General features: G+C 59.5%; 10 protein-coding genes. 3 read left to right on the top strand and 7 right to left on the bottom strand.

Features of this window, described 5'->3' with window-relative positions; genetic code table 11:
- Nucleotides 1-147: 147 nt before the first annotated feature.
- From JFT87_RS02165 to JFT87_RS02150, 4 genes are all read right to left on the bottom strand, one after another.
- Nucleotides 148-1,122, bottom strand: coding sequence for a FecR domain-containing protein (locus JFT87_RS02165; protein WP_201198338.1), 975 nt, complete (start codon nt 1,120-1,122; stop codon nt 148-150).
- The gene (locus tag JFT87_RS02160; protein WP_207196808.1) at nt 1,119-1,595 is read right to left on the bottom strand and encodes an RNA polymerase sigma factor; all 477 of its coding nucleotides are present in this window, start codon (nt 1,593-1,595) and stop codon (nt 1,119-1,121) included. Before JFT87_RS02160 ends, JFT87_RS02165 begins: the two co-directional genes overlap by 4 nt.
- A 250-nt stretch (nt 1,596-1,845) precedes the next feature.
- Entirely contained in the window at nt 1,846-2,553 is a 708-nt protein-coding gene (locus JFT87_RS02155) for a 3'-5' exonuclease (RefSeq protein ID WP_201198334.1), read from the bottom strand.
- Nucleotides 2,550-4,484, bottom strand: a complete 1,935-nt coding sequence (locus JFT87_RS02150; protein ID WP_207200241.1) for a putative nucleotidyltransferase substrate binding domain-containing protein — start codon at nt 4,482-4,484, stop codon at nt 2,550-2,552. Before JFT87_RS02150 ends, JFT87_RS02155 begins: the two co-directional genes overlap by 4 nt.
- A 259-nt stretch (nt 4,485-4,743) precedes the next feature.
- Between JFT87_RS02150 and JFT87_RS02145 the strand changes: the two genes are divergently transcribed.
- Nucleotides 4,744-5,190 (top strand): response regulator, encoded by a 447-nt coding sequence (locus JFT87_RS02145; RefSeq protein WP_201198332.1) that lies wholly within the window; start codon nt 4,744-4,746, stop codon nt 5,188-5,190.
- A 221-nt stretch (nt 5,191-5,411) separates the two neighbouring features.
- Here the strand turns inward: JFT87_RS02145 and JFT87_RS02140 are convergent, their stop codons facing one another.
- On the bottom strand, nt 5,412-7,589 hold the full coding sequence (locus JFT87_RS02140) for a malate synthase G (protein ID WP_201198330.1): 2,178 nt from the start codon (nt 7,587-7,589) through the stop codon (nt 5,412-5,414).
- A gap of 1,627 nt (nt 7,590-9,216) precedes the next feature.
- Here JFT87_RS02140 and JFT87_RS02135 point away from each other — a divergent pair.
- The gene (locus JFT87_RS02135; protein ID WP_201198328.1) at nt 9,217-9,735 is read left to right on the top strand and encodes a glycine cleavage system protein R; all 519 of its coding nucleotides are present in this window, start codon (nt 9,217-9,219) and stop codon (nt 9,733-9,735) included.
- 230 nt (nt 9,736-9,965) lie between these two features.
- On the opposite strand, the gene rarD is transcribed toward JFT87_RS02135, so the two are convergent.
- On the bottom strand, nt 9,966-10,853 hold the full coding sequence (rarD, locus tag JFT87_RS02130) for an EamA family transporter RarD (protein ID WP_201198326.1): 888 nt from the start codon (nt 10,851-10,853) through the stop codon (nt 9,966-9,968).
- Nucleotides 10,854-10,985: 132 nt separating this feature from the next.
- Nucleotides 10,986-12,020, bottom strand: a complete 1,035-nt coding sequence (locus tag JFT87_RS02125; protein WP_201190041.1) for a type IV pilus twitching motility protein PilT — start codon at nt 12,018-12,020, stop codon at nt 10,986-10,988.
- A gap of 56 nt (nt 12,021-12,076) precedes the next feature.
- On the opposite strand from JFT87_RS02125, the gene JFT87_RS02120 reads away from it, so the two are divergent.
- Complete coding sequence (locus tag JFT87_RS02120) at nt 12,077-12,772, top strand: YggS family pyridoxal phosphate-dependent enzyme (protein ID WP_201198324.1); 696 nt, start codon at nt 12,077-12,079, stop codon at nt 12,770-12,772.
- Nucleotides 12,773-12,776 lie beyond the last annotated feature (4 nt).

Below are 12,776 nucleotides of genomic sequence, written 5' to 3'. Positions count from 1 at the left end.
GATTAACTGAAAATGGAGACTGTCGGGGGCCTCATCGCTGGCAAGCCAGCTCCCACAGGTTTCAGTGCGGTTCACAAAATTCATGCTCAGTTCAGACCCCTGTGGGAGCTGGCTCGCCAGCGATGGCGGCCGCTCAGCCAGCAGAGATCATTCAGGCTTGGAATCAGCCTTTGCGACGGTCACCCAATACTGCGTGTGCTGCTCAATCTGTACCGGTAGGGTCGGCAGCAGGGCGCTCAAGGCCTTGTCGGTGTCATGCAGCGGGAAGCTGCCGGTAATGCGCAGGTCGGCGACTTCCGGCGTCACGCCCAAGTGCCCGCGTCGATAGCGCCCGAGTTCATGCACCAGATCGCCCAGCCGCGCGTTGTCGACCACCAGCATGCCGCGTGTCCACGCATCGGCGCCGGGGTTGAGCGCGACGATCGAGTCCAGTCCATCACCGCGCAATAGCACTTGTTGGCCTTCACGGAGGATCTGTTCTTCAGGATTGGCTTGCGCGTGCGCCGCCACCGCCGACTGCAACACGCTCAGCCGCGTGCCGTCTTCCTCGCGCTTGACCAGGAAGCGTGTGCCCAGGGCGCGCATGCTGCCTTCGCGGGTTTCGACGATAAATGGCCGCGCATCGCCGTGGCCGGTTTCGATGAGAATCTCGCCTTCCTGCAAAACGATCAGTCGGCGTTTGTCATCGAAACGCACATCCACCGCACTGTGGGTGTTGAGATTGAGCACGGTGCCATCGGCCAGATGCACGGTGCGTTGCTCGCCCGTGGCCGTGCGCTGATCGGCGAGCCAGTAATCCAGCGGCAGATAACGCTCGCTCGCGAACAGCGCGACACCGACCACCACCACAACGCTGGCCAGCCCACTGCCCAGTTTGCGCACACGCCGCCGAATGCCCTCGCGCGATTGCAGCAAGGCGCTACGTGCCGGCCCCTTGGCTACATTGAAACGCTGATCGAGCATGCCCAACTGACGCCAGGCCCGTGCGTGTTCTTCGTTGGCCGCGTGCCATTTGGCAAACTCCTCACGCTCCAGCGGGCTACTGGAATCGAGGGTCAACTGCCAGGCAATCGCCGCATCCAGCACATGCGCCGGCACTGGCCTGGAACTGGCCGGATTCACGTCGGCTCACCGTACAGGGCGATATAGCACTGGCGAATGCCTTGCGCCAGATACTGGCGCACGCGGGGTACCGAGACGCCGAGTTTGTCGGCGATCTCGGCATGGCTGAGGCCGTCGAGGCGGTTATAAAGGAAAGCGGCGCGGGCCTTGGTCGACAGTTTGCCGAGCAAGCGGTCGATGGCCTTGAGGTCTTCGAGGATGAGTTGCTGTTCTTCTATAGAAGGTTGTTCGCCTTCAGGGATCAGCATCAATTCGCTGAGATAGGCCTGTTCCAGCGCGGCACGACGGAAGTAGTCGAACAGCAGGCCTTTGGCGATCGCCACCAGAAAGGCTCGTGGCTCGCGGGGTGTGAGCAACTGGTCGCGACCGAGCAAGCGCACAAAGGTGTCCTGGCTCAGATCCTCGGCCCGTTGCGGGCACGCCACATTGCGCCGCAACCACGCCAGCAGCCAACCGCGATGGTCGCGATACATCGCACCGACGAGCTGACTGTGAGGGCTTGGGACTGACGACACCGGACATCACCGATTGGGAAATATTAACTAACGCGAATTGTTCGCGATTCTGGCAGAGGTGGGAATGGTTAGCAATTGGCCACTGGTCAGGTGGCATCAGGGAAATCGCGTCATCGTTCTTCGCGGGCAGGCTCGCTCCCACAAGGCATCGCATTCCAAATGTGGGAGCGAGCCTGCTCGCGAAGAGGCCAGAACAGTCAACGAAAATCTAAAAGGACGGTGCTTGTCGTCGACGCTTCCACTGACTCAAACGCTGCTGCAGATTCAATGGGCTGTGAATCTGCTGCTGCCGCGCCCGGCTGAACAAGATCAACGCCAATTCCGCCGTGGCCAATGCATCGGCACTGGCGTTATGCCGCTCGAAGACTTCGAGCTTGAACCACTCAATCCACTCATCCAGCCCGGCCTCGCGGATGTTCGCCTGCGGGCAGACCAGCGGTGCAATGTCCGCCACATCCAGAAACGGATGCTGCAGCTTGTAGCCCAGATGATCTTTCAACGCGCGCCCGAGCATGTGCTGATCGAACGGCGCATGAAACGCCAACACTGGGCTGTCGCCCACAAACTCCATGAACTCGATTAGTGCCTGCGCCGGGTCACTGCCGGCAGCAATCGCGCTAGGCCCCAGGCCATGGATCAACACACTCGGCGCCAACTTCATGTCAGCACATTGCAGCGTGCGTTCGAATTGCTGACTGAAATCAATCGCGCCGTCCTCGATCACCACGGCGCCGATGGACAGCACCCGATCCTTGTTCAGGTTCAGCCCGGTGGTTTCCAGATCCAGCACCACCCAGCGTTGCTCGCGCAGGCTGCATTCACTCAACTGGGCGCCGACCGGCAAGCGTTCCAGGCGTTGTTGAAGATCCTCGGGCAGCAGCGGGGCGGCGGGGCGTAGCCATGAAAACAGACTCATAGCTGATACCGCAGGGTCAGGCTGCTTTGCAGGCGTTGGGCCTGGCGCAGGGACTCACGCAGGATGCGCCGGTCCAGATGGTTGAGGCTGTCGGGATCGACGCGGTTGGAGTAGGGCAAGTTCTCCCGGGTCTGTAGTTGATGTTGCTGCATGCGGGTTTGCTGAATGAAGTGATACGCCTCTTCATACGCCGCACCGTCCAACCGTTCGATGACTTCTTTGGCGACCAGTTGGCGGAAGCGCTCCAGGGTGTTGTTGGTTTCAATGCCATTGGCCAGGGCGAGCAATCGGGCACCGTCGACAAAAGGCGTCAGCCCCTGGACTTTCAGGTCCAGCGTGGCTTTCTCGCCATTCTTGCGCGCCAGCACGAACTCACGGAAGCGTCCCACGGGCGGCCGGTTGCGCAAGGCATTGTCGGCCATCATCCGCTGGAACAACCGGTTATCCGCCACCTGATCGAGAATCCCTCGGCGCAGTTGTTCGCAGCCTTGTTCATCACCCCAAACCACCCGCAAGTCGAAATAAATGCTCGAGCCCAGCAGGTTCTCCGGCGTCGCCTCGCGGATAAACGCCGCGAACCGCCGGGCCCACTCGGCCCGGGACAAACACAGCTCAGGGTTGCCGGCCATGATGTTGCCCTTGCACAGGGTGAAGCCGCAGAGCGCCAGGCTCTGGTTGATCTGTTGGGCGATGGGCAGCAATTTGCCGCGGATCTCGGCGGCATGCGCAGCGTCCCGGGCCTCAAACAGAATGCCGTTGTCCTGATCGGTGTGCAGCGTTTGCTCGCGACGACCTTCGCTGCCGAAGCACAGCCAACTGAACGGGATACCTGGGTCGCCTTTCTCTGCGAGGGTCAGCTCGATCACCCGGCACACGGTGTGGTCGTTGAGCAGGGTAATGATGTGAGTGATTTGGGTCGAAGAGGCACCGTGGGCCAGCATGCGCTCGACCAACTGGCCGATCTCGCCGCGCAGTGCCACCAGGTTTTCCACCCGCTGGGCGCTGCGGATGGTTCGGGCCAGGTGCACCAGATCGACCCGTTGCAGGGAGAACAGATCGCGCTCGGACACCACGCCGCACAGACGCTGATCCTTGACCAGACAGACGTGGGCGATGTGCCGTTCGGTCATGGCAATCGCCGCGTCGAAAGCGCTGTGGTCCGGCGTCAGGAAAAACGGCGCCTGGGTCATGTGCCGATCAATGGCTTCGCTGAAATCGGTGGTCCCGTCGGCGACAACCTGGCGCAAGTCGCGCAGGGTGAAAATCCCCAGGGGCGCCTTCTGCTCGTCGACAATCACGATGCTGCCGACCTGTTGCTCATGCATCAGGGTCACGGCTTCACGCAGCGGCGTGGCCAGGCTGCACGTCACTGGGTGACGCATGGCCAACTCGCCCAGCCGCGTGTTCAGCGAGTACTGGGTGCCAAGGGTTTCCACGGCTTTTTGCTGGACTTGCTGGTTGACCTGATCCAGCAGGCTGCTGACCCCGCGCAAGGCAAAGTCGCGAAAGGTATTCGACAGGGCGAACAGCTTGATGAAGGCCAGTTTGTTCAGTTGCAGGCAGAAAGTGTCTTCGGCGGCCAGGTGTTCGGTACGAGTCGCCCGCTCACCCAGCAACGCGGCTAAAGGGAAGCATTCCCCCGTGGTGATTTCGAAGGTGGTTTCGGTGCCACCCTTGGCCGTGTGCGGGCGTTCGCCAACCACCCGGCCCTGCTTGACGATGTAGAAATGCTCAACCGGGCCGTCGGCGGGCTTGATAATGCTCTCGCCGGGACCGTAGAAACGCAGCTGACATTGCTCCACCAGGTAGGCCAGGTGGGCATGTTCCATCTGATTGAAGGGCGGGAAGCGCTGGAGGAATTGCAAAGTGCCCTGAATGTTCTGCAACACCGCGGTTTTCCCTGCCTGGGTGAAGGCATCCGCTTTACTCATAACTATTACCGCAGTCTTTTTTGAATTGTTGTTGTCGGATCGTTCAGCCATGGTCGGCCCCTGCGTGCGGGGTGCCCATTGGACGTAAGTCTAGGTAGTCGGTGGATATGTCTATATTTGAGAGAAGTCCTACACACTTTGTGCGTAAAACCTTTCAATTTGCCTCTAGGAAAAATATCCGACGAAGTGCACATTGAAGCTCTGCTTAGCGATGTCTGACCATTGTGCTAGGGGATTGATTGAAAACGTAGAGTAAGCCATGTCCGACCACGATATTTTGAGTGACGCCGAGCGCGAGGCGCTCAGTGCGATCATGCTGGAACCCGATCTTCCGCCGCAGCGGGTGTTGATCGTTGACGACGACAAAGACGCTCGAGAACTGCTATCGGAGATCCTTGCGCTGGATGGCGTACGTTGCATGACCGCCGCCAGTGGCGAAACCGCGCTCAAACTGTTGGACACAACGCCTTCGATTGGCCTGGTAATTACCGATCTGCGGATGAAGAATGTTGATGGCCTGGACTTGATCCGCGAAGTGCGCGAGTCGGTCCGGGCGGCGATGCCGATCATCATCGTGTCCGGCGATGCCGACGTGAAGGACGCGATCGCCGCCATGCATTTGAGCGTGGTGGATTTTCTGCTTAAACCGATTGATACCGTTAAGTTGCTGGCGTTGGTCAAGCATGAGCTGGGGATGGAACCTTAACAAAGACTTCAAGCTGAGAGGGCTTTTGTGGCGAGGGGGCTTGGCCCCGTTGGGACGCGAAGCGGCCCCCTGCTTTTTTCAGACAGGCCGCGTTCGCCGACTTTACGACTGCTGTGCAGCCGAACGGGGGCAAGCCCCCTCGCCACAGGTGAGCGCATCCACAAATAAAAAAGCCCTGATCGAAAGATCAGGGCTTTTTCATGTCCAGCATCAGCGTTTAGTTACAAGCCATTGGCTGCCTTGAACTCACGACGACGACGGTGCAGAACCGGCTCGGTATAACCGTTCGGCTGCTTGGTGCCTTCGATCACCAGTTCGACTGCCGCCTGGAAGGCGATGTTGCTGTCGAAGTTCGGTGCCAGCGGACGGTACAGCGCGTCGTTGGCGTTCTGACGATCAACCACCGGCGCCATGCGCTTGAGGCTTTCCATCACTTGAGCTTCAGTGACGATGCCATGACGCAGCCAGTTGGCGATGTGCTGGCTGGAAATGCGCAGCGTCGCACGGTCTTCCATCAGGCCGACGTCGTTGATGTCCGGCACTTTCGAGCAACCCACGCCTTGGTCGATCCAGCGCACCACGTAACCGAGAATGCCCTGGGCGTTGTTGTCCAGTTCGTTCTTGATCTGCTCTGGCGTCCAGTTCGGATTGACGGCCAGCGGGATGGTTAGGATGTCGTCCACCGAAGCGCGAGCACGTTTGGCCAGTTCGGCCTGACGGGCGAACACGTCAACCTTGTGGTAGTGCAGCGCGTGCAGCGCGGCGGCGGTCGGCGATGGCACCCAAGCGGTGTTGGCGCCGGCCAGCGGGTGAGCAATTTTCTGTTCGAGCATGGCGGCCATCAGGTCCGGCATGGCCCACATGCCTTTACCGATCTGGGCACGACCTTGCAGGCCGGTGCTCAAACCGATATCGAGGTTCCAGTTCTCGTAGGCGCCGATCCACTTCTCAGCCTTCATGTCAGCCTTGCGCACCATCGGGCCGGCTTCCATGGATGTGTGGATTTCGTCGCCGGTGCGGTCGAGGAAACCGGTGTTGATGAACACCACACGCTCGCTGGCAGCCTTGATGCAGGCCTTGAGGTTGACCGTGGTACGGCGCTCCTCGTCCATGATCCCGACTTTCAGGGTGTTGCGTGGCAGGTCGAGCACGTCTTCGATACGCCCGAACAGCTCGTTCGTGAACGCGGCTTCTTCCGGGCCGTGCATTTTAGGCTTCACGATATAGACCGAGCCAGTGCGGCTGTTCTTGCGCGAGTTGTGGCCGTTGAGGCTATGGATCGCCGCGAGGCAGGTCACCAGACCGTCGAGGATGCCTTCCGGTACTTCGTTGCCTTGACTATCGAGGATCGCGTCGATGGTCATCAGGTGACCGACGTTACGTACGAACAACAGCGAACGACCGTGCAGACTCAGTTCCTTGCCATCGACACCGGTGTAGGTGCGGTCGGCGTTCATGGTGCGAGTAAAGGTCTTACCGCCCTTGGAGACTTCCTCTGACAGATCGCCCTTCATCAGGCCGAGCCAGTTGCGGTAGATCACCACTTTGTCGTCGGCATCGACGGCAGCAACGGAGTCTTCGCAGTCCATGATGGTGGTCAGCGCGGCTTCCATCAGGATGTCTTTGACGCCGGCAGCGTCGGTCTGGCCGACCGGGGTGCTGGCATCGACCTGGATTTCGAAATGCAGGCCGTTGTTTTTCAGCAGGATCGCAGTCGGTGCCGAAGCATCGCCGTGGAAACCGATCAATTGCGCGTCGTTACGCAGGCCGGTGTTGCTGCCACCTTTAAGGGCGACCACCAGTTTGCCGTCAACGATTGTGTAGCGGGTGGAGTCGACGTGAGTGCCAGCGGCCAATGGCGCGGCTTCGTCGAGGAAGGCACGGGCGAAGGCGATGACCTTGTCGCCGCGGACCTTGTTGTAGCCTTTGCCTTTCTCCGCGCCGTCAGCTTCGCTGATGGCGTCGGTGCCGTAGAGCGCGTCGTACAGCGAACCCCAGCGGGCGTTCGAGGCATTAAGCGCGAAACGGGCGTTCATCACCGGCACCACGAGTTGCGGACCGGCCATGCGGGCGATTTCGTCATCGACGTTTTGCGTCGTTGCCTGGAAATCGGCCGCTTCTGGCAGCAGATAACCGATGTCTTGCAAGAAGGCCTTATAAGCCACGGCGTCGTGTGGTTGACCGGCACGGGATTGGTGCCAGCCGTCGATACGAGCCTGGAAATCATCGCGTTTGGCGAGTAGGGCTTTGTTCTTCGGCGCCAGGTCATGAATGACCTTGTCGGCATCGGCCCAGAACTTATCGGCGGTGAGGCCGGTACCGGGAATGGCTTCGTTGTTCACGAAGTCGAACAGGACTTTGGCGACCTGCAGGCCACCGACTTGAACGTGTTCAGTCATTGCTTGCCTCACTCTGCTCAGCTATTTCGCTTTTCAGCTCTTCAATTTTGACAATGAAGCCTCTGGCCATTTAAACCACAAACCCGTCCGCCAGTACATGCCCTTGCGGGCGGCTGGGTTCGGTCCAATCAACGGCTTGGAGGCCTTGCTGACGGGGCTTTCAGGGTTGCGAGTGTGCCGGTGGCAGACATCGATCCAACGTTATGTAGTGTGCGCTGCGGCATACTACATGATGAATTGCGCTTGTGAAAATTAGACTAATTACGTCGTTCTGCGACCCCATGACGCATTGCGGTCATGTCGGGGAACGGGATGTTCTCAAAAAACTATTGGATTGTTCCAGTTAAATATAAAAACTTGTACACATAAATACTATTTGGCTGCTATGGCCTATGACTTCTGCCACGAAGTGCCTCGTGGCGAGATTATTGTGGCGAGGGGATTTATCCCCGTTGGGTGGCGAAGCCGCCCCCGGCGTTCTGGCAGGTAAACCAAATTGGCAGGATTTACGACTGCTGCCGCAGCCGGACGGGGATAAATCCCCTCACCACAGGTTTTCCCAAATCACATTCACAGGTCGGTGTTCACAACAAAAGTCATGACAAGAGGACGGCGCCATGGATTTTGGCTGCTATGACAGCTGTCACGAAGGGCCTCGTGGTGGGGTTAATTGTGGCGAGGGGATTTATCCCCGTTGGGTGGCGAAGCCGCCCCCGGCGTTCTGGCAGGTAAACCAAATTGGCAGAATTACGACTGCTGCCGCAGCCGAACGGGGATAAATCCCCTCACCACAGGTTTTCCCAAATCACACTCACAGGTGGGTGTTCACCACAAAAGTCATGACAAGAGGGCGGCGCCATGGATTTTGGCTGCTATGGCAGCTGTCACGAAGGGCCTCGTGGTGAGATTAATTGTGGCGAGGGGATTTATCCCCGTTGGGTGGCGAAGCCGCCCCCGGCATTCTGGCAGGTAAACCAAATTGGCAGGATTGACGACTGCTGCCGCAGCCGGACGGGGATAAATCCCCTCACCACAGGTTCTTCCCAAATCACACTCACAGGTGGGTGTTCACCACAAAAGTCATGACGAGAGGTCGCCGCCATGGATCTTGGCTGCTATGGCATCTGTCACAGAGTGCCTCGTGGTGAGATTAATTGTGGCGAGGGGATTTATCCCCGTTGGGTGGCGAAGCCGCCCCCTGCGTTCTGGCAGGTAAACCAAATTGGCAGGATTGACGACTGCTGCCGCAGCCGAACGGGGATAAATCCCCTCGCCACAGGTTCTTCCCAAATCACATTCACAGGTGGGTGTTCACCACAAAAGTCATGACAAGAGGGCGGCGCCATGGATTTTGGCTGCTATGGCATCTGTCACAGAGGGCCTTGTGGTGAGGTTAATTGTGGCGAGGGGATTTATCCCCGTTGGGTGGCGAAGCCGCCCCCTGCGTTCTGGCAGGTAAACCGAACTGGCAGGATTGACGACTGCTGCCGCAGCCGGACGGGGATAAATCCCCTCACCACAGGTTCTTCCCAAATCACATTCACGGGTAGGTGTTCACTTGGCGATAGCGGCTGAATTTCGGTGCTTGCCTATACTTCTCTTTCTATAACAAAAAGAGGGCTGCGCCATGGACCACCTCGTACTCACCGTATTCGCGCCGGACAAGGCAGGGCAGGTCGAGCGCATTGCCCAATGCATCGCCGAGCATGGCGGCAACTGGCTGGAAAGCCGCATGTCGCGCATGGCCGGACAGTTCGCCGGGATTCTTCGGGTGGGTGTGCCGGCCGAAGCCTACGACGAATTGGTTGATGCCCTACAGGCGTTGTCCGCTCATGGCATTCGGGTGCTGATCGCTGAAAGTGGCATCGAGCAATCTTGCACCTGGAAGCCGATTGCCATGGAGCTGGTGGGCAACGACCGGCCGGGGATCGTGCGCGACATCACTCGTTTACTGAGCGAGCAGGGCGTGAACCTGGAACGCTTGGTCACTGAAGTACGCCCGGCGCCGATGAGCAGCGAACCGCTGTTCCATGCCGAAGCGATTCTCGCGGTGCCGCTGACGTTGTCCCTGGACGTGCTGCAATCACGGCTGGAAACCCTGGCCGATGACTTGATGGTTGAATTGGTCCTGCGCAGTGATCCCTGACCCAGCGGTCCCTGACAGTGTTATCCAAGTTTAACGTGCACCTGCCTGTGGATAACCTGTAGAGATACCCCGCCAGGCCAAGCCGGCCGGGGTTCTTCAGGTTCTGATCAAAAAACCAGCAGTTTCAACAAGTTGCGCACAAACGGCGGGGATCACGCTGTGGATAACCTTTGGAAGGATTGATGCAGGCCACGAAAGACGTGGCCTGTAGAGGTTTGTGCGTTTTTTGATCAGCGACGGCGACGCATACTGATCACCGCATCGACGCTGTAAATCGCCAGGCCAGCCCAGATAAAGATGAACGCCACCAGAGTGCTGGACGACAGGTGTTCACCAAACAGCAGAACGGCTTGCAGCAGCACCAGCGTCGGCGCCAGGTATTGGAGAAATCCCAGCGTGGTGTAGGGCAAATGCCGCGCGGCGGCGTTGAAACACACCAGCGGCACCAGCGTCACGGGGCCGGCCGCCACCAGCCACCAGGCTGCGGACGTGGTCCAGAACTCGGCCTGTGCGCTGCCCGCTGTCGGGTTGAACAGCAACCAGGCCGTGGCAATCGGCACCAGCATCCAGGTTTCCACTACCAGACCCGGCAACGCCTTGACCGGCGCTTGCTTGCGGATCAGCCCGTAGAAACCGAAGGTCAGCGCCAGCACCAGCGAAACCCACGGCAGACTGCCGACCTGCCACACCTGTTGCGCCACGCCAACCGCCGCCAGACCCACCGCCAGCCACTGCATGCGCCGCAGTCGTTCACCGAGGATCAGCATCCCCAGCAACACGTTCACCAGCGGGTTGATGTAGTAACCGAGGCTGGCTTCGAGCATTCGTCCGTTGTTCACCGACCACACATAAGTCAGCCAGTTGGCCGCGATCAGCGTGCCGCTCAGGGCCAGGATTGCCAGCCGTTTCGGGTTGTCGCGCAACTCGCGCCACCAGCCCGGATGTTTCCAGACCATCAGCAGCAGGGCGCCGAATAGCGCGGACCAGAGCACGCGGTGGATGATGATTTCTACAGCCGGCACCGAGGCGATGGCTTTGAAGTAGATCGGGAAAAGTCCCCAGATGATGTAGGCACTCAGGCCCAGGATGTACCCGCGACGCGGGTTGGCAGCTTGCATGCAGAATCCTTGCTTAGGCAGCTAACAAAGTAGGGGATTGTAAGGAGATTTGTCAGCGAATGCCGCAGCTGTTTGGTCAGGAAAGTGTTAACGAGAGATTGAGCCTCCACTAGGAAGGCTCATTAAGACCGATCAAAAGTTATCCGGCGACCGCGCCTTCTCCCGCGCATGCTCGCGGCTGATCAAGCCCTTGGTCACCAACTCCTTCAGGCACATATCCAGCGTCTGCATCCCCAGGTTGCCCCCGGTCTGAATCGACGAGTACATCTGCGCCACCTTGTCCTCGCGGATCAGGTTACGGATCGCCGACGTGCCGAGCATGATCTCGTGTGCCGCGATCCGCCCGCCGCCGATCTTCTTGACCAGTGTCTGGGACACCACCGCCAGCAATGACTCGGACAACATCGAGCGCACCATCGACTTCTCGTCCCCCGGAAACACGTCAACCACCCGGTCGATGGTTTTCGCCGCCGACGTGGTGTGCAGCGTGCCAAACACCAGGTGACCGGTCTCGGCCGCGGTTAGGGCCAGGCGAATAGTCTCCAGATCGCGCATCTCCCCGACCAGAATCACATCCGGGTCTTCGCGCAGGGCCGAGCGCAGTGCGGTGGCGAAGCTTCGGGTATCGCGGTGGACTTCGCGCTGGTTGATCAGGCATTTGCGCGATTCATGGACGAACTCGATCGGGTCTTCGATGGTGAGTATGTGGTGATGGCGATGGTTGTTCAGGTAATCAATCATCGCCGCCAGGGTGGTGGACTTGCCGGAACCGGTCGGGCCGGTCACCAGCACCAGGCCACGGGGCGCTTCGGTAATCTTGCGAAACACATCTCCCATGCCAAGGTCATCCATGCTCAGGACCTTGGACGGGATGGTCCGGAACACCGCACCGGCGCCGCGGTTCTGGTTGAACGCGTTAACTCGAAAGCGCGCCACGCCTGGCACTTCAAAGGAGAAGTCGGTTTCCAGGTGCTTCTCGAAGTCCACCCGCTGGGTGTCGTTCATGATGTCGTAGATCAGCTCGTGCACCTGTTTGTGGTCCAGGGCCGGCAGGTTGATGCGCCGCACGTCGCCGTCGACGCGAATCATCGGTGGCAGGCCGGCAGACAGGTGCAAGTCGGACGCGCCCTGTTTCGCGCTGAATGCCAGCAGCTCAGTGATATCCATAGCGCTCCTCAATTCCAGTAGAATGCCGCGAACCTTCAGACCAGCGGCGCCTCTTGATGTCCACGATAGCAGACAACATTCTCCAGGTTAGTTCGCGCATACACGCAGCAACACTCGCCGCCCAGCGCGACGAGCACAGCGTCCAGCTACTGGCCGTGAGCAAGACCAAGCCTGCCGAGGCCCTGCGTGAAGCCCACGCCGCCGGGATCCGCGACTTTGGCGAGAACTATCTGCAGGAAGCCCTCGGCAAACAGCTCGAATTGGCCGACCTGCCCTTGATCTGGCACTTCATCGGCCCCATTCAATCGAACAAGACTCGCGCTATCGCCGAGCACTTCGCTTGGGTGCATTCCGTGGATCGTTTGAAAATCGCACAACGCCTGTCCGAACAACGTCCTGCCGATCTGCCCCCGCTGAACATCTGCATCCAGGTCAACGTCAGCGGTGAAGACAGCAAGTCCGGCTGCACCCCGGCCGACCTGCCGGCCCTGGCCAATGCCATCAGCGCCTTGCCGCGCCTTAAGCTACGCGGGTTGATGGCGATCCCTGAGCCGACTGAAGATCGCGCCGCCCAGGACGCCGCTTTTGCTGCCGTGCAAAGCCTGCAAGCCAGCCTCAATCTGCCGCTCGACACACTTTCCATGGGCATGAGCCACGACCTTGAGTCAGCCATCGCCCAAGGCGCCACTTGGGTCCGCATCGGTACGGCCCTGTTTGGCGCCCGTGATTACAGTCAACCGAACAATGGCTGACTTC

The organism is Pseudomonas sp. TH15, assembly GCF_016651105.1.
Classification (GTDB): Bacteria; Pseudomonadota; Gammaproteobacteria; order Pseudomonadales; family Pseudomonadaceae; genus Aquipseudomonas.
The sequence above is the reverse complement of the archived record's forward strand: the minus strand, read 5'-3'. Positions and strand labels throughout refer to the sequence as shown.